Annotated in this window: 23 protein-coding genes; 15 read left to right on the top strand and 8 right to left on the bottom strand. The window is 31.4% G+C overall.

All coding sequences use genetic code 11. The features are described from left to right. The first annotated feature begins 141 nt into the window (after positions 1 to 141). Both HNQ03_RS11395 and pafA read left to right on the top strand, forming a co-directional pair. Positions 142 to 1,068 (top strand): malate dehydrogenase, encoded by a 927-nt coding sequence (locus HNQ03_RS11395; protein WP_173779811.1) that lies wholly within the window; start codon positions 142 to 144, stop codon positions 1,066 to 1,068. Positions 1,069 to 1,231: 163 nt separating this feature from the next. Then, the gene (pafA, locus tag HNQ03_RS11390) at positions 1,232 to 2,869 is read left to right on the top strand and encodes an alkaline phosphatase PafA (RefSeq protein WP_173779810.1); all 1,638 of its coding nucleotides are present in this window, start codon (positions 1,232 to 1,234) and stop codon (positions 2,867 to 2,869) included. Positions 2,870 to 2,936: 67 nt separating this feature from the next. Here pafA and HNQ03_RS11385 read toward each other — a convergent pair whose 3' ends face one another. The 4 genes from HNQ03_RS11385 to nadE form a co-directional block, all read right to left on the bottom strand. Continuing rightward, the gene (locus HNQ03_RS11385) at positions 2,937 to 3,251 is read right to left on the bottom strand and encodes an HPF/RaiA family ribosome-associated protein (protein WP_173779809.1); all 315 of its coding nucleotides are present in this window, start codon (positions 3,249 to 3,251) and stop codon (positions 2,937 to 2,939) included. An 83-nt stretch (positions 3,252 to 3,334) separates the two neighbouring features. Beyond that, the gene (locus tag HNQ03_RS11380) at positions 3,335 to 3,613 is read right to left on the bottom strand and encodes a barstar family protein (protein WP_173779808.1); all 279 of its coding nucleotides are present in this window, start codon (positions 3,611 to 3,613) and stop codon (positions 3,335 to 3,337) included. 63 nt (positions 3,614 to 3,676) lie between these two features. Next, the gene (locus HNQ03_RS11375; protein ID WP_173779807.1) at positions 3,677 to 4,162 is read right to left on the bottom strand and encodes a ribonuclease domain-containing protein; all 486 of its coding nucleotides are present in this window, start codon (positions 4,160 to 4,162) and stop codon (positions 3,677 to 3,679) included. 75 nt (positions 4,163 to 4,237) lie between these two features. Next, positions 4,238 to 5,026 carry an NAD(+) synthase gene (gene nadE, locus HNQ03_RS11370; protein ID WP_173779806.1) on the bottom strand — a complete coding sequence of 263 codons (789 nt, stop codon included), beginning with the start codon at positions 5,024 to 5,026 and terminating at the stop codon, positions 4,238 to 4,240. Between the two features lie 246 nt (positions 5,027 to 5,272). Here nadE and gldB point away from each other — a divergent pair, with 246 nt between their 5' ends. The 5 genes from gldB (at position 5,273) to HNQ03_RS11345 (ending at position 9,036) form a co-directional block, all read left to right on the top strand. Further along, positions 5,273 to 6,250, top strand: coding sequence for a gliding motility lipoprotein GldB (gene gldB, locus HNQ03_RS11365; protein WP_173779805.1), 978 nt, complete (start codon positions 5,273 to 5,275; stop codon positions 6,248 to 6,250). A gap of 78 nt (positions 6,251 to 6,328) precedes the next feature. Further along, a complete protein-coding gene (gene gldC / locus HNQ03_RS11360) occupies positions 6,329 to 6,655 on the top strand; it encodes a gliding motility protein GldC (RefSeq protein WP_173779804.1) in 327 nt (108 codons plus the stop codon). 83 nt (positions 6,656 to 6,738) lie between these two features. Continuing rightward, complete coding sequence (locus HNQ03_RS11355; RefSeq protein WP_173779803.1) at positions 6,739 to 7,881, top strand: cystathionine gamma-synthase; 1,143 nt, start codon at positions 6,739 to 6,741, stop codon at positions 7,879 to 7,881. Positions 7,882 to 7,963: 82 nt separating this feature from the next. Next, positions 7,964 to 8,467, top strand: a complete 504-nt coding sequence (locus HNQ03_RS11350) for a DinB family protein (RefSeq protein WP_173779802.1) — start codon at positions 7,964 to 7,966, stop codon at positions 8,465 to 8,467. A 2-nt stretch (positions 8,468 to 8,469) separates the two neighbouring features. Then, positions 8,470 to 9,036, top strand: coding sequence for an L-threonylcarbamoyladenylate synthase (locus HNQ03_RS11345; RefSeq protein ID WP_173779801.1), 567 nt, complete (start codon positions 8,470 to 8,472; stop codon positions 9,034 to 9,036). A gap of 222 nt (positions 9,037 to 9,258) precedes the next feature. Here the strand turns inward: HNQ03_RS11345 and HNQ03_RS11340 are convergent, their stop codons facing one another. After that, on the bottom strand, positions 9,259 to 9,474 hold the full coding sequence (locus HNQ03_RS11340; RefSeq protein WP_173779800.1) for a hypothetical protein: 216 nt from the start codon (positions 9,472 to 9,474) through the stop codon (positions 9,259 to 9,261). 235 nt (positions 9,475 to 9,709) lie between these two features. On the opposite strand from HNQ03_RS11340, the gene HNQ03_RS11335 reads away from it, so the two are divergent. From HNQ03_RS11335 to HNQ03_RS11315, 5 genes are all read left to right on the top strand, one after another. Beyond that, positions 9,710 to 11,134 carry a CCA tRNA nucleotidyltransferase gene (locus HNQ03_RS11335; RefSeq protein WP_173779799.1) on the top strand — a complete coding sequence of 475 codons (1,425 nt, stop codon included), beginning with the start codon at positions 9,710 to 9,712 and terminating at the stop codon, positions 11,132 to 11,134. Between the two features lie 390 nt (positions 11,135 to 11,524). Continuing rightward, positions 11,525 to 12,562, top strand: coding sequence for a hypothetical protein (locus HNQ03_RS11330; protein WP_173779798.1), 1,038 nt, complete (start codon positions 11,525 to 11,527; stop codon positions 12,560 to 12,562). Next, on the top strand, positions 12,522 to 14,846 hold the full coding sequence (locus tag HNQ03_RS11325) for a hypothetical protein (RefSeq protein WP_173779797.1): 2,325 nt from the start codon (positions 12,522 to 12,524) through the stop codon (positions 14,844 to 14,846). The genes HNQ03_RS11330 and HNQ03_RS11325 overlap by 41 nt, the downstream gene beginning before the upstream one ends. 49 nt (positions 14,847 to 14,895) lie before the next feature. Continuing rightward, the gene (tpx, locus tag HNQ03_RS11320) at positions 14,896 to 15,393 is read left to right on the top strand and encodes a thiol peroxidase (RefSeq protein WP_173779796.1); all 498 of its coding nucleotides are present in this window, start codon (positions 14,896 to 14,898) and stop codon (positions 15,391 to 15,393) included. Positions 15,394 to 15,477: 84 nt separating this feature from the next. After that, complete coding sequence (locus tag HNQ03_RS11315; protein ID WP_173779795.1) at positions 15,478 to 15,909, top strand: SRPBCC domain-containing protein; 432 nt, start codon at positions 15,478 to 15,480, stop codon at positions 15,907 to 15,909. A 3-nt stretch (positions 15,910 to 15,912) separates the two neighbouring features. Here the strand turns inward: HNQ03_RS11315 and HNQ03_RS11310 are convergent, their stop codons facing one another. Then, positions 15,913 to 16,977 (bottom strand): hypothetical protein, encoded by a 1,065-nt coding sequence (locus HNQ03_RS11310; RefSeq protein WP_173779794.1) that lies wholly within the window; start codon positions 16,975 to 16,977, stop codon positions 15,913 to 15,915. Positions 16,978 to 17,105: 128 nt separating this feature from the next. Here HNQ03_RS11310 and HNQ03_RS11305 point away from each other — a divergent pair, with 128 nt between their 5' ends. From HNQ03_RS11305 to HNQ03_RS11295, 3 genes are all read left to right on the top strand, one after another. Beyond that, on the top strand, positions 17,106 to 17,747 hold the full coding sequence (locus tag HNQ03_RS11305; RefSeq protein WP_173779793.1) for a J domain-containing protein: 642 nt from the start codon (positions 17,106 to 17,108) through the stop codon (positions 17,745 to 17,747). Positions 17,748 to 17,872: 125 nt separating this feature from the next. Next, on the top strand, positions 17,873 to 20,734 hold the full coding sequence (gcvP, locus tag HNQ03_RS11300) for an aminomethyl-transferring glycine dehydrogenase (RefSeq protein WP_173779792.1): 2,862 nt from the start codon (positions 17,873 to 17,875) through the stop codon (positions 20,732 to 20,734). Between the two features lie 140 nt (positions 20,735 to 20,874). Further along, the gene (locus tag HNQ03_RS11295) at positions 20,875 to 21,771 is read left to right on the top strand and encodes a mechanosensitive ion channel family protein (RefSeq protein WP_173779791.1); all 897 of its coding nucleotides are present in this window, start codon (positions 20,875 to 20,877) and stop codon (positions 21,769 to 21,771) included. 264 nt (positions 21,772 to 22,035) lie between these two features. Here HNQ03_RS11295 and HNQ03_RS11290 read toward each other — a convergent pair whose 3' ends face one another. Together HNQ03_RS11290 and HNQ03_RS11285 are read right to left on the bottom strand one after the other, a co-directional pair. Then, positions 22,036 to 22,179: a hypothetical protein gene (locus HNQ03_RS11290; protein ID WP_173779790.1), complete on the bottom strand. Its 144-nt coding sequence runs from the start codon at positions 22,177 to 22,179 to the stop codon at positions 22,036 to 22,038. Positions 22,180 to 22,505: 326 nt separating this feature from the next. After that, positions 22,506 to 23,180: a hypothetical protein gene (locus HNQ03_RS11285; protein ID WP_173779789.1), complete on the bottom strand. Its 675-nt coding sequence runs from the start codon at positions 23,178 to 23,180 to the stop codon at positions 22,506 to 22,508. Between the last annotated feature and the right edge of the window lie 4 nt (positions 23,181 to 23,184).

The raw sequence follows: 23,184 nt of genomic DNA, 5'->3' as shown, positions 1-23,184 counted from the left end.
CAAGTTTCCATATTTCAAATTAAAACAATAAATAAATTAATATGAAAACGCAAGTTTCCATATTTCAAATTAAAACAATAAATAAATTAATATGAAAACGCAAGTTTCCATATTTCAAATTAAAACAATAAATAAATTAATATGAAAGTAACCGTAGTTGGAGCAGGAGCAGTAGGCGCAAGTTGTGCAGAATATATTGCGTTGAAAAATTTTACTTCTGAAGTTGTCTTGGTAGACATCAAAGAAGGATTTGCAGAAGGAAAAGCAATGGACCTTATGCAATGCGCATCTCTAAATGGTTTTGATACCAAAATTACCGGAACAACAGGAGATTATTCTAAAACAGCAGGATCAAAAGTTGCCGTTATCACTTCTGGAATTCCTAGAAAACCAGGAATGACGAGAGAAGAATTGATCGGCATCAATGCAGGAATTGTGAAAGATGTTACTGCTAATTTGGTTAAGCACTCTCCAGATGTTATCATCATTGTGGTTTCTAATCCTATGGATACTATGGCATATTTGGTACACAAAACTTCTGGCTTGCCAAAAGAAAGAATTATTGGAATGGGAGGAGCTTTAGATTCTGCAAGATTTAAATATAGATTGGCAGAAGCATTAGATTGCCCAATTTCTGATGTAGACGGTATGGTTTTAGCAGCACACAGTGATACTGGAATGTTACCACTTACAAGCAAAGCGACCAGAAATGGAGTAGCGGTTTCAGAATTTTTGAGCGCAGAAAAATTGGTAGAAGTAGAAGAAGCTACTAAAGTTGGTGGAGCAACATTGACAAAATTATTAGGAACTTCCGCTTGGTATGCACCTGGAGCAGCAGTGTCTGTTTTGGTACAATCAATAGTTTGCGATCAGAAAAAAATGATTCCTTGCTCTGTAATGTTGGATGGAGAATACGGCGAAAGCAATATTTGTGTAGGTGTTCCTTGTATCATCGGGAAAAATGGTATAGAAAAAATCATCAATATTTCTCTTACAGATTCTGAGAAAGAAAAATTTGCAACCGCAGCGAAAGCTGTGCGTGATGTGAATGGAGATTTAGGATTTTAATCGAAATTATTTTAAAACTAAAGGGTCTTCTGACCAAAAAAAACGTTTCTTCATCAATGAAGAAACGTTTTTTAATTTTAGCAAATCTTATCTCTGATTTTTCAATAATTTAAATTTAACCATTAAATTTGCAGAGTTATTTTCATATAAATTTTTAAACATTATGCTAAAAAAAATTACATTGCTACTATTTGCAATACTTTCTACAAATATTTTTGCGCAAAAAAATAATTCTAAAATTGAAAGCCCAAAATTGGTTGTCGGCTTGGTCATAGACCAAATGCGTTGGGATTATTTGTATAGATATTATGATAAATATGAAAAAGGTGGTTTTAAAAGACTTTTGAAAGATGGTTATTCCTTAAATAATGTCACTATCAATTATTTACCAACTTATACAGCGGTTGGTCATACAACAATTTACACAGGATCTGTTCCCGCAATTCATGGTATTGCTGCAAATGATTGGTTTGATAAATCTCAGGATAAAGAACTTTATTGCACATCCGATGAAGAAGTGAAAACTGTAGGAAGCTTAGATGAAAAAGTTGGAAAACAATCACCTAGAAATCTTTGGAGCACTACCATTACAGATCAATTGATGTTGGGTACTAATTTTAAATCAAAAATAGTAGGCGTTTCTTTAAAAGATAGAGCATCTATTTTACCAGCTGGTCACAATCCTACTGGTGCTTTTTGGTTTGATGATTCTACTGGTAATTTTGTAACCAGTACATATTACATGAATACTTTGCCAAAATGGTTGCAAGATTTTAACGCCAAAAATATTGCTGATGATTTGGTAAAAAACGGCTGGAATACCTTGTTACCAATTTCTGAGTACACAGAAAGTTCGGCAGATAATTCGGAATGGGAAGGTCTTTTGGGAACTGCGAAAACGCCAACATTTCCTTATGATAATTTGCCGGCAGATTATTTAGCAAAAAAAGACAATATTAGATATACGCCTTTTGGAAATACTTTGACGTTGAAGGTTGCAGAAGCTGCTTTGAATGGAGAAAAAATGGGAAGTGACAATGTTACAGATTTTTTAGCCATCAATTTGGCATCTACAGATTATGCAGGTCATAAATTCGGACCAAATTCTATAGAGGTTGAAGATGTATATTTGAGATTAGATAGAGATTTAGCCATGTTTTTCGAAATGTTAGATTCAAAAATAGGGAAGGGGAAATATACGGTTTTCTTATCTGCAGATCATGGTGGTGCGCATTCCGAAGGTTTTATGGAAGCTCATAAAATGCCAACTGGTTTTTATGGAGAAGATGCCAAAAAAAATTATTTAAAATCTTTAAAAGACAAATTTAATGTTGAAAAATTAATATCAGATGTTGCGAATAGCCAAGTTTATCTAAATTCCAAAGAGATTGAAAAAAATAATCTAAACGAAGCAGAAGTGAAAGAATATTTAATCAAACAATTATTAAAAGATCCAACAATACTATTTGCTGTAGATATGAAAAAAATTGCGGAAAGTAGCATTCCAGAGCCTTTGAAATCTAGAATTATTAATGGTTACAATTGGCAGCGAAGTGGCGATATTCAAATAATTTACAGAGATTCTTATTTACCAAGCTACTCAAAAAAAGGGACAACACATGGCTCTTGGAATTCTTATGACGCTCATATTCCATTAATTTTTATGGGTTTTGGGATAAAAAAAGGAGATAGCAACAAAGAATATCACATGACGGATATTGCACCAACTCTTTCAGCGCTTCTAAAGATAGAATTTCCAAGCGGCAATATAGGAAAGACTATTGATGAAGTTTTAAAATAATAAAAGCATAAATTTTTTCATAAAAAAAACGCATCGAAAAGATGCGTTTTTTTTTTGTTAATTTCTATTAATGAGATTGTTGCATATCAATAACTTTGTCTAACACAGTTTTCATTTTTCTTACTGCTCCATCAAAAGCTTGGTGAATTTCAGATGCATTGTGAGAAACTCGTTCAGGGTTTTTGTGTTTCACTCTCGCTTCAATCACGCATTTTTTGTCGTCTGGTGTATTTTTATCGCTATTTTCGTCAGAAAAATAAACTTCAAAACGGGTAACATAATTATCAAATCTGCCCAAAGCTTTTTCAGTTTCCATGATATAATTATCAATAAATCTTTGGTGTCCTTCGATGTGATTGTCGGTATTGATTTTAACGTCCATATTCAATTATTTTGTTTGTTAATGCTAATTTACAAAAAATATTCAGCATCTAGACGAACAAATTTTATAATATTTTCTTAAAATTATTCACCATCATCATATAATTCTAAATAATATTTGAAAGTAAAATTTTCCACCTCTTCTTCTGCATCTTCCATAGTATTAATTAAATCTTCAAAATCTTCTAGCTGATCTACGCTCATGTTTTCAAATTCTAGTTCCAAAGGCATTTCTGCATCACCCGTTATGAAATCAAAAAGTGCATCCAAATTGTCCCCAAAGTATTCTGGTAAAGTTATAATTTCTTTCAATGCAGCATAGAAATCTTCCATGTCTGCTATATTTGTGAAGTCTATTTTCATATTTTCTAAGTTTTTTGATTCAATTTTTAAAATTGACTTTTAAAATTAACTATGAACTGTGTATCATTGTTTTTCAAAAGTTTTGTAATGATTTTTAGTGAGCCATACTTCGCCATTATCATTAAATACGATACGATCTGCATTTCTATTTCCGCAATTATAATTCACATCTGCTTCATAATATTTTCCTTTTGGCAAAGTTTTTTCTCTATTGCTAAAGTTGTCTCCGCCAATCGCTTTTCCGGGCAAAACATCACAAAGATTGCCTTTGGAAGGAGTCCAGCCCAAATTTTTTGCTTCATTTTTGGTCATGTAATATTCTGGTAATTCTTTATTAGCTTTCACAAAGTTGACAACTAAATTTTCTTCCGTTAGTGCATCTATACTTTGTGAATTGGAAATGCTCGAAGGTTTGGAAGGAGTTGAAGATTCTATTTTATTTGAATCTTTTTTCACCACGTTATAATTTTGGTAAACATACATTCCTAAAATTCCCACCAAAGCACCAATTAAAAATTGGAAAAACACTTTCTTTTTTTCTTGCGTCATTTTAATAAGTTTATATTGTGAGGTTGTGCCTTATGGCAAATTCCAACGAGTTAAAAAGTTTCTTTTTGTCAAAAATTATCTCCAATCTTCTGGAATATCACAAACAGGAATTGGGTTTATTTTATGTTGCGCCGCTTTATTCATTTTAGAAAATATTTTGTAAACTTCCAAATCTCTACCTTCATAATCTGCTTCGGCTTTCGTACCATATTCCTTTTGAATTTTCTCTAATTCTGGATAGGTTGCGCCAATTTGCTGTTCATCTGTTCTTTCTACATCCCACAAACCATCTGTAGGAATAGCGTTTTGAATAGATTCTACCAAATTCAACGCTTTTGAAAGTGCATAAACTTCTGTCTTGTACAAATCTGCAATTGGTGAAACATCAACTCCACCATCGCCGTATTTTGTGTAGAATCCTATGCCAAAATCTTCTACTTTATTTCCGGTTCCACAAACCAGTAGACCGTTTATTTGCCCATAATAATATAATGTAAGCATTCGCAATCTACTTCTTGTGTTGGCAAAAGCCAGTTTTTCTGCGGGGAAATCTGCATCATTCACATCAAACGTAGCATGCAAATTTTCGAAAGCGGGAGTCAAATTGATGCTCATCGCTTTCACATTAGAAAATTTTTTTTTAAGATCTTCAATATGTTCCCAAGCTCGGTTTACTTGATCTTCTTTCTGGCGAATAGGCATTTCTAAAAGCAGGATTTCCAAACCCGTCATTGCACACAAAGTAGAAACTACTCCAGAATCTACACCACCAGAAACTCCAAGTACAAAACCATTTACGTTGGCTTTCGTCGCATAATTTTTCAACCAATCTACGATGTGATTTATTATTTTGTCTGTTTGCATATTTTAATTTTTAAATAAATTATTCAAGATTTACACACAAAGAAACGTAATTATTTAAAATTATTATGATTAAAATATCTTTTAACTATTTATTTTAAGAATTACATCAAAATTCTTTGTAGGATTATATTTTTATTACTTTTGCACCTAAAATTTAATTACAATAATTTGAACTTTTGTTTCTAACTAAGATTATTTTAAATATATGTAATTCAATGCTTTAAATAATTTAAAATAAATAATTTAATGAAAAAAACAATCCTCTTTTCTTTTTTGTTTTTAATGCTGATTCTCCAAAGTTGCAAAAAAGACGTTGAAAACCGATGGGAAATAACTGAAGATTTCGATAAACCTTCTGTTACCATCAACGATATTTCCAAAGATTACTACAATGAAGCTATAGAACTAGAAAATTTTCAAAAAAAATATCCTTGGTTTCAGGGTACCGTTACAGATAGTGCATTTGCCAAAAGAAGAGCCAGTAAAGAAGAACAAAAAGTATACAAAGAGGCTGCATCTAAAGTGGATTTGAAAAAATTGAGTACAGATCTTTCAACATTATTTGGTCGTATTCAATATTATTTTCCTGAATTTAAAAGTCCAACAGTTTTCACATTTTCCTCTGCTACACAAATGGCAGAAGAACCAGTAATTTTTGATCCGAAAAGTAATTTTCTATTCATAGATATTTCTGGTTTTTTAGGTGAAAATAATGCTTTTTATAAAGGTATAGAGCCTTATCTTCAAAAATCTATGAATACCCAAAATATGCTGCCAAAGATTGCGGAAAGTATTGCAATCAGGTTGATTCCTTTTAGCAGTACCAATCAAAAATTTTTAGATCAAATGGTATATAGTGGTAAAACGATGATTCTTCAAGATGCTTTTTTACCAGAAATTCCAGATTATTTGAAGATGCATTACACTCAAAAACAGTATGATTGGGCGATTGCAAATGAAGGAAATATTTGGGATTATTTTGTAGAAAGCGATTTGCTTTTTTCCGCAGATACGCGTCTGCAAGATCGTTTTATTTCTCCAGCACCGTTTTCCAAATTTTACACAGAAATAGATAACGAATCTTCTCCGCAAGTGGGAATTTTTACAGGATGGCAAATTTGTAGAAAATTTTTGATGGAAAAACCAGAAGTTTCTCTAGATAAATTTATAGAAATGGATGCTACGGAAATCTTTAATCAGTCTGAATATAAACCAAAAGACTAATGTAACAATCTAATAATTTAACAATGTAACAATTGGTAAACTGTTAGATTGTTTTATTAGTAAATTAAAAAATTAATTATGAGAACAACAAATATCAATATAAAGGTAGAATTAGACGAAAACCATGTTCCAGAAAAGATTCTTTGGAATGCTGAAGATGGTGGAATTACAAATGAAGAAACAAAAGCAACCATGATTTCCGTTTGGGACGATAAAACGATGGAAGCACTACGCATTGATCTTTGGACGAAAGATATGCCAGTAGATCAAATGAAAATGTTTTTGCATCAAATAATGGTTTCTCTTTCTCAAACCTATGAAACGGCAACAGGTGAAGAAGATGTAGCAGCTTGGCTACACGAAACTGCGGAAACATTTGCTGTGAAAGCAGCGATAAAAATGTAGTGTTTTAATGTAACAATTTATCAATGTAACAGTTTACCAATTGGTAAACTGTTACATTTATACATTGGTAAACTAAATCAAATATGAAATTCAACACAAAAGTAATTCATGGTGGACAAAAGCACGAACCTGCAACAGGATCTGTGAATGTTCCTGTGTTTTTAACGTCCACATTTGCACAAACTTCGCCCGGAAAACCCATTGGAGCATATGAATATGCGAGAGCTGCAAACCCAACAAGACAAGCGTTGGAAGATAGTTTGGCAAGCATAGAAAACGGAGCAAGAGGTTTGGCCTTCGCATCTGGTTTGGCTGCGATAGATTGTGTTTTAAAATTATTAAATCCTGGAGATGAGGTAATTGCCGTAGACGATTTGTATGGTGGAACGTATAGACTTTTCACAAAGTTGTTTGAGAAATATCAATTGAAATTTACATTTTGCGATTTTGATGAAGCTGAAAATTTAGCACAAAAATTATCGGAAAAAACTAAATTAATCTGGATAGAAACACCCACGAATCCATTGATGAAATTGGTAGATATTAAAAAAGTTTGCGATTTTGTGAAAGATAAAAACATATTGGTAGCTGTAGATAATACTTTTGCCACACCATATCTTCAAAATCCAATAGATCTAGGAGCAGATATTGTAATGCATTCTGCTACAAAATATTTGGGCGGACATTCGGATGTGATGGCAGGAGCATTGATTGCGAAAGATGCAGAATTGGGAGAAAAATTGCATTTTATACAATTTGCAAGCGGAGGAATTCTAGGTCCGCACGATTCTTATTTGGTTTTAAGAGGTATCAAAACATTGGCATTAAGAGTACAAAGACATTCTGAAAATGGATTGATCGTAGCAGAGTTTTTGGAAAATCATCCTGCTGTAAACAAAGTTTTTTATCCAGGATTGAAATCTCATCCACAACACGATTTAGCTAAAAAACAAATGTCTGGTTTTGGTGGCATGTTATCTTTCACTTTTAAGTCTGGAAGAAAGGAAGATGCCATAAAATTTTTAGAAAATTTGAAAGTTTTTACACTTGCAGAATCTTTAGGTGGCGTAGAATCTTTGGCAAATTATCCAACCATGATGACGCATGCATCTATTCCAGCCGAACAAAAATTAGCATTGGGAATTACTGAAGATTTGGTGAGATTAAGCGTTGGAATTGAAGATGTGGAAGATTTGATACCAGATTTAGGCAATGCTTTTCATTAATAAAACAATTTTGCAATGTTCCAGTTTAACAATTTTTAAATTGGTGTTTTGTTAAATTTTCACATTGTTACACTTTATAACTATGACAGAATTTCAAAAATATATTCAACGGTATGTAGATTTGCTTCCTTCAGAAAATTGGATGCAACAATTGATTCATTCTGAAAATCAAACCTTAGAAATTTATTCTAAATTGGATGATGAATCTTCCCTTTTCAAGTATGCAGAAGGGAAATGGTCTCTAAAAGAAATATTGCAACATTTGATAGATTGCGAAAGGATATTTCAATTTCGTGCTTTATCTTTTTCTAGAGGAGAATCGCACAATTTACCAGGTTTTGATGAAGAAATTTATGCAAATAATGCTAATGCAGATTCCAGGAAATTACAAGATTTAATTGATGAATTCACAGTGGTTCGACAATCAAGCTTGCTTTTGTTTAAAAGTTTTTCCAAAGAAATGCTTGCCAATAATGGTTTTGCAAACGACAACGAGATTTCTGTAGAAACTATTGGAAAATTAGTTGTTGGCCATAATTTGCATCATTTAAATGTGATTATAGATAAATATTTAAAATTAAATTAAAAATGTCAGATCAAAATAATATTACAAAAGCATTAGAAACCTTAAAAAACGGTGGAACAATCCTTTATCCAACAGATACGATTTGGGGAATTGGTTGCGATGCGACGAATGTTGAAGCTATTGCAAAAATTTTCGACCTCAAAAAAAGAGATCCATCTCAATCCTTCATTATTTTGGTTGAGACAGAAAAACGACTCCAAGATTTGGTAGATGTGCCAGAGATAGCTTGGGACATTATGGATATGAGCGAAAAACCTGTAACGCTGATTTACGAAAAAGCCGAAGGATTGCCCAAAGAATTGCTTGCAGAAGATGGTTCTATTGCTATAAGATTAGTAAAAACAGATTTTTGCAAAAAAGTAATTACAAAATTAAATAAACCATTGGTTTCAACTTCCGCAAATTTCAGTGGAGAAAAAAGTCCGATGAAATTCTCAGATATTTCTGATGAAATAAAGAAAGCCGTAGATTTTGTAGTAGAAGATCCAGAAGATAAAGTTTCAGAATTTCCAGGTTCTTCAATTATCAAAATTTGGAAAGACGGTAGAATAAAGGTAATTCGGGAATAGAATTTTTTCTAAAAATATATACAAAATTTATATTTAATTAAAAGCTAAACAAACATATTTAAAAGGAAAATCTGTATTTATTGTATCATTATTAGTAATTGGAATTACAATTTTGACAGTTTATTTAACCGGCGAAAAATATAATCGAACGTTATCATCCAATCTATATTATTCGCTTTCAATAATTGGTATTTCGCTATTTCTTTTTATGACTTACGGACTTTATAAGGGGGTAAAATTATGAGATGATTTCCCGAAATATAGAGATTTTAAAATTGGATTTTTCTTCGCTAAATCAGGAACTGCTCCAGATGTCCCATTAATAGAAGGAGGAGATGGATTTGGCGGATTAATTGTGTCTATTTTACTCTGGATTGCTATTACTATTTTAATTTTTTTAGGTCTGATCGTACTAGAAGCATTTTTTTGGGTTTCCATTTTTATAATTCTTGCGATGCTTTATTGGGTGTTTTTTCGAGCGTTAAGATTAGTGTTTTCAAAATATCCAGATACGCAAGGTAAATTAGAATTTGCAGCTCTTTATTCTTTAGGATATACTTTTCTTTATGTAGGTTGGTTTTTCATTATTGTATATCTAACCGAATTTTTTTAAATAAAAATTTAAATATTTCACATCAAAACTTATCTTTGCTCAAAATTTCAGACTTTTTTAATGACTATCAACCTTACACAAAATAAAAATTTCAAACTTTTCAAAACTATTTCTGCTGTTGCTGCAGATAACAAACAATCCGTATATATTGTCGGTGGTTTTGTGAGAGATCTATTACTAGACAGAAAAGAACCTACAGATATAGATTTCGTCACAGAACAAAGTGGAATTGATCTTGCAAAAGCCGTGGGAAAAGCATTAGATCCTAATTTAAAAGTAAGTATTTTCAAAACCTATGGTACCGCAATGATTAAATTTAAAAATTTAGATTTAGAATTTGTGGGCGCCAGAAAAGAAAGCTATTCGGAAGATAGCAGAAACCCATCGGTAGAAATTGGAACATTAAATGATGACCAAAAACGCCGAGATTTTACCATCAATGCATTGGCAATTTCTTTAAATTCAGAAAATTTTGGAGAATTGATAGATCCTTTTGAAGGGCAAAAAGATTTAACGAAAAAAATTCTAAAAACGCCATTAGAACCTTCTCAAACCTATTCTGATGATCCTTTGAGGATGATGCGCGCCATCCGTTTTGCCTCAACTTTAAATTTTACAATTGAAGAAAATTCTCTTCAAGCGATTAAAAATGAAGCAGAAAGAATCCGCATCGTTTCTATGGAAAGAATTATGGTTGAATTTAATAAAATTATGCTTTCCAAAAAACCATCCATTGGTTTGAAATTACTAGAAGAAACAGGATTGCTAGATTTATTTTTACCCCAACTTACCGCGTTAAAAGGAATTGAAGAAAAAGAAGGACAAACGCACAAAGACAATTTTTGGCATACTTTGGAAGTGGTAGATAATATTTGTGAAAATACAGAAAACCTTTGGTTAAGATGGGCTGCATTGCTTCACGATGTTGGAAAGGCACCTACCAAAAAATTTATAGATGGCATTGGTTGGAGTTTCCACGGTCACGAATTTTTGGGCTCAAAAATGGTGAAATCTATTTTTTATCAATTGAAATTACCTTTAGGAAGCGACATGAAATATGTGCAAAAAATGGTGAAACTTTCTTCTAGACCAATTTCTTTGATAGACGATGGTACGTCCGATTCTGCATTGCGAAGATTGCTTTTTGATGCTGGCGAAGATTTAGAAGATCTTTTTATCTTAAATAAAGCGGACATCACGACCAAAAATTCTAAAAAACAGGAGAAATTTAAACAAAATTTTGAATACGTAGCAGAAAAAATAAAGGAAGTAGAAGAGAAAGATCAAGTGAGGAATTTCCAACCGCCAATTTCTGGGGAAGAAATTATGGAATTATTTAATCTAAATCCTGGTAGAGAAATTGGAATTTTGAAGGAGAAAGTGAAAGAAGCAATTTTAGATGGCGAAATTCCCAATGAAAAAATTGCCGCCAGAAAATTTGTGATTAAAGAGGGAGAAATACTTGGACTGAAAATTCAAAATTAGATTTAAGGTAGAATCATATTCGTCTTTTCTTTAAGGTTATATATGGTATTTTATTTATTAATGCCTGTATCTTGTGCATTTTGGGTGTTTTTTAAAATTTTAACTTTAGAAAATGCGGTTTCTTTTAAAGTGTTCATTTTTAAGTATTTATTCCATATCAAATCTAGTGAAACAAGCTATTAAATGAGGAAAATTAATATTTATTGAAATAAATAAGTTTTAGCCGGTATAAAATACAGCGTATAAACTTGTAAAAATTTTAAGCTACAGAAAATTTTAATTCAATTAAAACAGATGTTAAAATTTGTTAAAATTAATATTAATAAAATAAGTAAAATCTGAATTTTGTGATTATATTTGTTTCAATTAAATCATTTAAAAATTCACAAATTGAAGAAATTTCTTTTCCTCATCATTCCTACTATTCTACTTTTCAATTCTTGCGAAAGCAAAGTTGAAAAAGTAATTCCGGCGTTCTATTACTGGAAATCAGATTCTTATTTTTCTGATAAGGAAAAAGAAATTACAGACGAACAGAATATTCAAAAAATGTATGTAAAATTTTTTGAGGTAGATTATAGTGATGCTTTAGGGAATTTTCCAATCGCAAAAACTAATTTTAGCGCAAACAATTATTGTAATGATAATAAGTTTGAGTATGAAATAATACCAACGGTTTATCTGAAAAATATCGTTTTCAAAAAAAGTACAAAAGCAGAATTGGTACAATTAGCGGACGATGTTAATTTTTTAATCAATAAATACACAAAAGAAAGGCTTGATTCTCTAGAGATAAAAGAATTTCAAATGGATTGCGATTGGACGGAATCTACCAAAGACAATTATTTTTATTTTTTGAAAGAATTGAAAAAAGTTTCATCTAAATCTCTTTCTTGCACACTGCGTTTATATCCCTACAAATATCCCGACAAAATGGGTGTTCCGCCGGTTGATAAAGCTACATTGATGTGCTATAATCTCATCAATCCTCTGGAGAATTCTGCGAAAAATTCTATTCTAGATTTAGATGAATTAAAAAGTTATCTCAGTGGAAAGCAAAATTATCCTTTGCATTTAGATGTTGCGCTGCCATTATATTCTTGGTCACAATTGTATCAAAATAATCAATTTCAAAAAATAATTTACACGGGCAAAGAATTTCAAAAAAGCATGAAGAAAATTAAACCTTTGTGGTATGAAGTTACAAAAGATACCGCAATAGACTATGAAACATATTTGAAAGTGGGCGACAAAATTAAATATGAGGAAATAGATGCAAACACAATAAATAAGGCAATTTCCATCTTGAAAAATGAGCTGAGAATGGATAAAGAAATCACAGTTAGCTTATTCCATTTAGACGAAAACCAATTAAGCAATTACAGCAATGAAGAAATTAGTAGCTTTTATAGCAGTTTTACTAAGTAGTTTTACTTTTGCCTGCGGATTTTATCTATCTGGTGATGATGTACGGATGAATTTCATCAACGGAAATAATTTTGGGTTTCAACAATATAATTCATTTTATTATTCCTTAAATAGTTTCTCACCAAATTCAGAAGATTCAGTTCCAAATTTTAAAAATGAGATTTTATGGAAAAATTATTGTAAAAATAGAGTTTCGGTATCAGAAATTTCTTTCTTTTTAAAGAAGTACGAATACTCTGACATCAAACCAGAATCCAACAATTTATTTCTAAAATTTTTATTTAAAAATAAAGATAAAGAAGCTATACAATATCTAAAATTTGCAAAAAACTGCGAGTATTTCAATACTTGGCAAGATGATCCTTGGGAAAGAGAAGACAGCACATCAACGGTAAAAAGAAAAAATCTACTGAAAAATGCAGTCACTTTTGCTAAAAAATCAAAGAATGCAAACATTAAAAAAAGATATGCATTTTTGGCAATGAGATTGGCGTTTTATAATAAAAACGAGGATGAAATTCGGAAAATCTACTCGGATAATTTCAATATTAAAAAGCAGAATGATGTTATTGATTATTGGGCTTTGTATTTTCGAGCAATTGTTGAACAAAATGCGCCATTAAAAAATTACTATCTCGCTAAGGTTTTTGATGCATGCCCGGAAAAAAGATTTGTTTCTTGGCAATATTTTTCTTCGAGTACTAATAAAGACGAGGTTTTAAAATATGCTAAAAATAGTGTCGAGAAATCTCAAATTTTGATGATGTACAGTTTGTACAACCCTGAAAAAAACATTGAAAATATTGAGGAAATGTATCAAGCTAATCCAAATTCTGATGCCTTAAGTTTTTTACTTTTCAGAGAAGTGAGTAAACTTGAAAATTGGATTTTCACACCTTACTATACTTTATTTTCAGATTATTATTCTGGTAATGAAAATGAAGAACAATCTACACAAAACGTGTTGGATAGAGTTCTAATTGATAGAGCCTACGCTCAAAAATTGCTTGAATTTATAAATACTGCAGATATTTCTACAGTAAATAATCCAGAATTCTGGCTTCATGCAAAGGCAGAATTGCTCTTTATGACAAAAAATTATAAGGAAAGTTTGCAATTAATTTCTACAATTGAAGAAAGAAAGGACTACAAAAACGATAAAAATTTAGATTTACTAAAAGCCCTGAATCTAACAGCAAATCAAACTATTGGAAATGCAAAATTATCTGATGAAGTACAGCAAATTATTTTAAAAAATAAGGACAATAAACAATTTTTATTTGCCATTGGTAGAGAATTGGAATATCTAGGAAATACAAATGATGCTGCATTTTTGTATTCTGCATTGCAAGATTTTTCTTCTAATTCTTATGACGAGAATTTTATTTATTTTAAATCTTTGCAAAATAAAAACCAAACGTATGGCATTTTATTTTACGATTATTTCTCTTATATAGATGCGATATACACGCCAATGCAATTGCAATATTTCATCAATAATTTAAAAAATCAGAAAAAATTTGTGGATGGTTTTTATTACAGATTGCATAAGATTGATGATACAGAAATCAATTCTCTACAAGATTTGCTGGGCACTAAATATATTAGGGAAAATAAATTAAATCTTGCCCTTCAATCTTTCCAAAAATTAGATAAGGGATATTTGGAATCTCAAGACGTTTTGTGGGAAAAAAACACTGCCGATAATAATTTTAAAAATCAATTTGTGTTTGATGAAAATCCGTTTTACAACCTTAAGTACACACCGAATTTTATAGAAGAGAAAGAAAGTTTTAGATTAAATAAATTGACCATCACCAAAAAATTGGTAGAATACATCAACAAAGCGAATAATCCTGCAGAAAAAGACCGTGATTGTTATAATTTTCTGGTGGCAAATTGCTACTACAATATGTCTAAATATGGAAGCGCTTGGATGATGCGTAGATATTCCTGGACCATGATTACAGATTATTCTCTTCAAAATGACGATGATGAATTTAATAGCAACAATCTTGCTAAATACTATTATGGAAAAGCTAAGGAAAATTCAAAATCAGAGAAATTTCAAATGTTATGTTTGAGGATGCAAGGAAGATGTGAAAATAATAAATTAGATTATAACGCAAATGAAATGTATGGATATTGGCATGATGATGAATACATTGAACAGAGATTTTCCAAAAATAAATTTTATCAAGAATTAAAAAAATCATCCAGCGATTATGAGGATTTAATGAGTTCTTGCAATTCTTTTAAAGAATATTTTAATTCTAGAAAATAATATTTTTCAGTTTAAATTTCCTATTTTTACTAAAATTTAAAAGTAAAATATGGCAAATATTACATTAGGCGGAAACGCGATCAATACCATCGGTAATCTACCAGAAGTTGGATCTGAAGCAATGGATTTTAATTTGGTAGATAAAAATTTAACAGAAAAAACCATGCAAGATTTTGCTGGAAAAAAGAAAATTTTAAATATTTTCCCAAGCATTGATACAGGAGTTTGTGCAGCATCTGCAAGAGCATTTAATGAAAAAGTGGGCAATGAAGAAAATACTGTTGTCATCAATGTATCCAAAGATTTACCTTTTGCACTAGAGCGTTTTTGTGCGGCAGAAGGTTTGGATTATGTTACCAATTTATCAGATTTCCGTGGTAGTTTCGGGCAAGATTTTGGTGTAGAGATTACGGATTCTGGTTTTAAAGGTCTTTTGAGCAGAGCCGTTATCGTTTTAGATGAAAACAATAAAATTTTGTATACAGAACAAGTTCCAGAAATTGGACAAGAACCAAATTACGAAAACGCTTTGAACGCGTTGAAATAATTATTTAGCAGTTACAATTCAAAGTTAAAATAAAAGTTCTAAAGTTATTTAGAACTTTTGTTTTTAAATTTTACAATTAGATTTATGTCATATATTACAGTAGAAATCACAATTTTGAAACCACTAGATTTAATTTGGGAGTGCTTCACAGATAGAGATCATATAGAAGAATGGTATTTTGCGAGCCAAGATTGGCATTGTCCGAATGCAGAAAATAATTTTGAAGTAGGAGGCACTTTTAATTACAGAATGGAGGCAAAGGACGAAGATTTTGGTTTCAATTTCACCGGTGTTTTTGATGAAATTACTACTAATGATGTCATAAAATATCATCTTGATGATGGTAGAAAAGTAGATGTGAAATTTAAAAATGAAACTGAAAATAGCGTGAAATTGATTCAGAATTTTGAGGCAGAGAAAGAAAACCCCCATAATTTGCAGAAAAAAGGTTGGTTTGCCATTTTAAATAATTTCAAAAATTACGTAGAAAATTATGAAGAACAGATAATAGAATAAGTTCTATTTACCGATTATAGAATCTTGATAATTGCGCAACGTAAAATTGATGATGGCTTCTACAATATCGCCCATAGATTCACAGTTTTTCAAACTATTGTCTTTCAAAGAGTCGTAGATTTCCATTTTCAGAGTTTCCATCTTTTCGTATGGTGCAATTTCGTCTTTCTTCATTATTTTTATCAATCTATTTAATCTCTTTTTCCCCACCAACATGCGTTTTGCTAGTAAAGATCTTTCTTCTTTTTGGTATTGCCGTATAGAAGATTCATCTATATTTTTTGCAACCAGTTGCACATATTCCAAATTTTCTCTAAAAAATTGAGGCTTGTATAAGTTCATTTTGCCTTCATAGCTTTGCTGATCAAAATCGATACTTCGGATCCTATATTGCATTTGATCAAAATCCGGCGTCAAAACAATTACAAAATTATACGCTCTTTGATCGCCTAAAAGTCTCAAAAAACAACGTTCGTTAAATTTCACGAACTCTTTTGCAAGCCGAATTCTATCAGTATTTTCATTCAAATATTTTTCTAAATAAAGATCGCCAGGAATTCCCGCAATATGCTCTTCAATTAAAGTATTTTGATAGACTAAAAAATTAATTCTGTTTGGCGAAAGTATGTATTCTAATTCCAACCCGTAAATTCTAGAAGCGTCGGCTTTTTTTACGTAAAAATAATCGTGATTATCATTAAATTGGTTGCGGATTTTAATTCTAAAAGGATGAGAATTTCCGAAAGTGCAAAAATCTATGCTGTCTACCACCATGTTAGCAATTGCATCTTCGTTTCCATCTGAATTTAAACGTTGGTAAATTTTTATCAAATTTTCATGAATTTCGTTCATTTCATGATAGTTGTACATCACCCCTTCCCAAAGTGTATCTTTACCATCTTTGTCTAGAATAGGGAAATTATCCGTAAACCGTAGTAAATCTTCGTAAGTAATTGGAGATTTAAAAGTTCTACTATAAATCTTCAAATACTGAAGCAAAGGCTCATTAATAGGATAGGTGGTCTTCTTTTTAGAAATTTTGAAATCAGATTCTGGGTTGCTGTTCATAGAGATTCTTTGTTTCGTGAATATACAAAAACAGATTGAAGTTTTCAATACAAAGTATCTGCAAAAATTTTAATAGGACGGGTTTTCCCTTTTTATTTTTATTAAATTTGCTCTTGCAAAATTGAAATTTGAAAGATTATTATTATTTTCTTGGTGTAGAAAGAGATGCTTCTTCGGAAGACATCAAAAAAGCCTTTCGCAAGCTTTCCTTAAAATATCATCCTGATAAAAACGAAAATGATGATTTTTTTGCCCTTCGTTTTCGAGAAGTGAAAGAGGCTTATGAAATTCTGGGAAAAGAAGACAGTAGAACTTTCTACGATGCAAATTCTTCCCGTTCAGAAAGATCTTATAGAAATAATTTGCCGGCTACCATTAAAAATTTTACTTCCAACAAAGTGCGTGCGCAAATGGGAGAAGAAATTATTTTAAAATGGAATACAACCAATGCAGATGTGGTAAAAGTATTGCCTTTCGGTTTAGAAAAACCTTTTGGAGAGAGAGCTTTCAAAGTGACGGGTTTTGTAGATGGAAAGTTTCAAATAATCTTGCATGCTCATAATTCTTTAACGGGCAAAACTGCAGTAAAAGCCCTTACTATAAGTCAAATATTCCCTGCGGATAAAGAAGAATTTCGTCAAGAAGTAGAAGATTTATTTCAAAAGACAAAACCGAAAAAAATACAACCCAAAATTCATCCTACATTTTGGGGGTTATTGATATTTCTTGCTTTTACTTTAGCCATCTATTTAATTTTTAGAGAAAAATAGATTTTTGCTGAGTTTTTAAAATTCAAGAGAAATATCAGTTTTTTTTAAGCCTTTATTTTTTAAAAATTATTGTATTTTTACGGATAGAATTTTTCTTAACTAATTTTTTCAAACCAAATAATTTTATGAATACAGTAGATTTTGTATACCGCCATATTCCACTAAATGAGGCAGATAGAGAAGCAATGTTAAAAGTAATAGGAGTTTCTAGTGCAGAAGAGCTTATATCTCAAACGATCCCAGATTCTATACGAGCAGACAAAGAATTGAATATTTCTGAATCACTTTCTGAATATGAAATGCTTCGTCATTCTAAGGAATTGGCTACAAAAAATGGTGATTTCATGAATTATATAGGTTTCGGATATCACAACACTATTTTGCCATCCGCAATCAAGAGAAATATATTAGAAAATCCATCTTGGTATACTGCGTACACACCATATCAAGCAGAGATTGCACAAGGTAGATTAGAAGCATTATTAAATTTTCAAACCGTTATTGCAAATCTTACAGGTTTTTCTTTAGCAAATGCATCTCTTTTAGACGAATCTACTGCAGCTGCAGAGGCTATGCATATGTTTTTTGAAAGCAGAACCAAAGATCAAAGAAAATTGGGTGCGCAGAAATTTTTTGTTTCAGATCTTGTTTTGCCACAAACTATTGCCGTTTTAAAAACAAAAGCAGAAGGTTTGGGAATTGATGTAATTGTTGGAAATCACAAATCTCATCAATTTAATGATTCTTACTTTGGAGTAATGCTTCAATATCCAGGTAAAAATGGTGTGATTTACGATTACACAGAAAATATAAAATATTATAAAGAACACAACTTACAAGTAGTAGTAGCTTGTGATCCTATGGCTTTGGTGAAATTAAAATCACCTGCAGATATGGGAGCAGATTGTGCAGTAGGAACTACCCAAAGATTCGGAATTCCGATGGGATATGGTGGTCCGCATGCAGCATTTTTCTCTTGTCATGAATCTTACAAAAGAGATATTCCAGGTAGAATCATTGGTGTAACCAAAGATAGATATGGAGGTCGCGCTTTAAGAATGGCTTTGCAAACGAGAGAGCAGCACATCAAAAGAGAAAAAGCAACGTCTAATATTTGTACGGCGCAAGTTCTTCTAGCTGTAATGGCAGGAATGTATTGTGTTTACCACGGGCCAACTGGTTTGAATTATATTGCAGATCAAATTCATTATAAAACAAATTCACTAAGCCAAGCCTTAAAATCTCTAGGTTTTGATGTTGTAGAAGAACCAATGTTTGATACCGTGAAAATTAGAATGCATGAAGATGAGAAGAATGTATTGATGAGAATGATGCGTGAGAGAAGCATTAATCTTAATTATTTTTCGGAAGATATCGTTAGTATTTCTACAAATGAATCTAGTACTTTAGAAAAATTAGATTTTCTTGTAGAGTCATTTGCTCAATATAAATCTAAACAGAGTTTTAAACTTCAAGTAAAAGAAGAATATTCTATACCGCAAGAAATGTTGCGTACAGACGCTATTTTGAAAGATGAAGTTTTTAATAAATACCACACAGAGACGGAATTGATGAGGTACATCAAAAGATTGGAGAAAAAAGATTTATCTTTAACTCACTCCATGATTTCCCTCGGTTCTTGCACCATGAAATTAAATGCTGCAACACAAATGTTGCCAATTTCTTGGGGAGAATGGGGAAGTGTACATCCATTTGTACCAACGGAACAAGCTGGTGGCTACCAAATAATGATCAAAGAGTTAGAAAAAGATCTTGCAGAAATCACAGGATTTGCGGGTACTTCTTTACAACCAAATTCTGGAGCGCAAGGAGAATATGCAGGTTTGATGGTTATCCGTCAATATCACAAATCTAGAGGAGATAAACATAGAAATATCGTGTTAATTCCACAATCTGCACATGGTACCAATCCTGCTTCTGCAGTTTTGGCAGGTATGAAAGTAGTAGTGGTGAAAAATTTAGAAAATGGAAGAATAGACTTTGCAGATTTACAAGCAAAAGCAGAATTGCACAGTGAAAATCTTGCAGCAGCAATGATTACATATCCTTCTACTTATGGTTTTTTTGATGCTAATATTAAAGAAATCACCTCATTAATTCATGAGCACGGTGGCCAAGTTTATATGGATGGCGCAAATATGAATGCACAAGTAGGATATACAAGTCCAGGTTTGATTGGTGCAGATGTTTGCCATTTAAATTTACACAAAACTTTCGCAATTCCACATGGTGGAGGTGGACCAGGAGTTGGCCCAATCTGTGTGGCAGCACATTTGGTTCCATTTTTACCAAGCAATCCTAACATCAAAATTGGAGGAGCACAATCTTTGGAAGCTATTTCTGGCGCACCTTATGGTTCTTCTTTGGTATTAAATATTTCTTATTCTTATATAAAAATGTTGGGTTCTTATGGTTTGAAAAAATCTACAGAATATGCAATTTTAAATGCGAATTATTTAAAAGAAATATTCGCAGAGCATTTCCCAATTTTGTATGCTAATGAAAATGGTAGGGTTGCGCATGAATGTATCTTAGATTTCCGCCAGTTCAAACAGTTCGGAATTGAGGTTACGGATATTGCAAAAAGATTGATGGATTACGGATATCATGCGCCAACAGTAAGTTTCCCAGTTGCCGGAACAATGATGATTGAACCAACAGAATGCGAAAGCAAAGAAGAATTGGATCGTTTTGCATCAGCTTTAATTAATATTAAAAAAGAAATTGAGGAAATCATCAATGGTGATGCGGATAAAGAAGACAACGTTCTTACAAACGCACCTCACACACAAGAGATTTTAATTTCTGATTCTTGGGACAAACCTTATAGCCGAGAAAAAGCTGCATATCCACTTGATTGGGTAAGAGAATACAAATTCTTCGCATCCGTTTCTAGAGTAGATGATGCTTACGGAGATAGAAATTTAGTTTGCACTTGCGAACCGATTGAAAGCTATATGGACTAAATTATTATTTATCTAAATTTTTAATTCCCGTTTTGATGATCATCACGGGAATTTTTATTTAAAGTTTTAACTAAAAAGTTGAATATTATAACATTTCTTAAATGAAAATTCATTATTTTGTCTGATATTAAAATATATTTATGGATTTCAATCAAATTACAGATTTATTAACAGGAAAACTTACAAATTGGGGGACTGCTCTCATAAAATTGCTTCCAAACATATTTTTAGCAGCAATTGTACTGGTTATCGGTTTTTACATTGCAAAATTTGTAAGAAGAATTTCAAAAAAATTAATAGGTAAAATTTCTCACAACATAACACTCAACAATCTCTTCAGTTCCGTCATTTATATGGTGGTTTTGGGAATTGTAATATTTACTGTTTTAAGTATTTTGCAACTAGATAAAGCGGTGACGTCAATTTTGGCTGGTGCTGGAATCTTAGGTTTAGCCTTGGCTTTTGCTTTTCAAGATATTGCTTCTAATTTTATGTCCGGTATTTTTATTTCCTTCAGAAAACCTTTGAAAGTAGGAGACATCGTGAAATTGAAAGATTATATGGGAAAAGTTATTTCTATAAATTTACGAGACACAGTTTTGCAAACATTTGAAGGGCAAACCATCATTATTCCTAATAAAGAGGTGTATCAAAATGCGATAGATAATTATTCTTACATTAACAAAAGAAGATTAGATCTTTCCGTTGGTGTTTCCTATGGAGACGATTTGGCAAAAGTGCAACAAATTACATTAGATGCCGTAAAAGATATCGCAGAACGTTCTCAAGAAGATGACGTTACCGTATTTTTTGTAGAATTTGGCGATAGCTCTATCAATTTATCCGTAAGAATCTGGCTGAATACTCCAGAACAAAGTGTGTACGTTAAAGTGAGAAGTGAAGCCATTATGAAAATAAAAATTGCTTACGATGCAAACGATATCATGATACCATTCCCAATCAGAACATTAGATTTTGGAATAAAAGGTGGAACTACAATGACGGAAATGCCAGTACGTTTTGCAAATCAACAGTAGATCATTTACAAGTAACAGAAAATTCCAGATTAGTTTTAATCTGGAATTTTTTAATCATACAGCATAATATTTAATGAATAGAATGTAATTTCTAATCATTCAGATATGAAATAAAATAACCTACTTCATTATTTATTAAATGTGTTTCGCTGCTTACAATTATTAATAACAGAGTTATTATAAAAATGGTTAATAAAGGTGCAACTCTTTTTAAGCAGTATTTATAATTAAATTTTTGACTTGTTTCCATAATTTTAATATTATTTAACCTTCTAAAAAATCTCTATCGGGGTTTCCATTTTCAACAAGAATCAAAATAGTATTTTCTTCAGAAAATGTTTTCATAATCGCAAAAGGAATAAATTGATAGTTGTTTTTTACTTCTTTTCTTAAACCAACTAATGGCAATTTATACTATAATGTTCCTTGTCCAGCATCTTAAATTCCGATTTTTTTAGAAAATAGTTGTCCAGTTATGCACCAACCTTCTGCTATAAATTTATTTTTAAGTTATGATGTTGCTTTTCTATAGTACTTTTATTATTTAAAAAATTCAATTCATCCCAAATAAAACACCGATTATTTGTTCATCAAAATTTTGAAGAATAATTTGTAAAGATAAGCGCAGTACTTAATTTAAACCGAAAAACTTAAATATTTGAAAGCAAATCTTCAAATATTTAAGTTTTTACGGTATATAGAAGTTTTTTCTAAATCTTAATAATCATTTTCAATTATTCCTCTTCTTCAACTTTTGCCATCAAACAATCACCCTCAAATTCCGAGGCGATGATTTCATCTTTATTCATCCAATATTCTGAGGTGATGAAGGTGTAATTATTTCCTTCCTTGTGATTCAATTCCCACAAAATATCTTCGGCTTGCTCAAATCTCGTTTCTGTAGACATATTTTCAGTAAACAACCTCTTTATAATATTACTATCAGAAAGTCCATTATTAAAGGATTTTAGTACAATTTCCTTGGTTATTTCGTCATCAAAGTCTCTTGGTTTCTCTATTTCAAAATTGACCAATGTCGCTTTGCAATTTAAAAATGTACCATTGTAGGCTTTAAAAAGCAATTGATTTATATTGAAAAGAGCATAGTGCAGATTAATTTCCGGATATTCTTCGCAGATTTTATCAAGCAGCATATCATTAGAAATTTGTGAAATCTGCCCTTCATTCAAATCTTCCGAAAGTTTGTAGGTTAATACAATTTCTGCGGCTTCATTAGGTTCAAAATCAGAGATGGCCATAAAAAGCATTTCTCGCAAATTTTCTGGTTGGATGGTTTTCGCATCTGGAAAATTAAACAAAGTTAAAAGTTGGATATAATCCTCATTCGTCCAATAATGCTCTATCTCTTCTAATGTTTCTGCGCTGTTTAATTTAATATTAAATTTCATATTT

Origin of the sequence: Frigoriflavimonas asaccharolytica, assembly GCF_013294015.1 — a bacterium.
Taxonomy (GTDB): Bacteria; Bacteroidota; Bacteroidia; order Flavobacteriales; family Weeksellaceae; genus Frigoriflavimonas; species Frigoriflavimonas asaccharolytica.
This window is presented reverse-complemented; position numbering and strand designations above follow the sequence as displayed.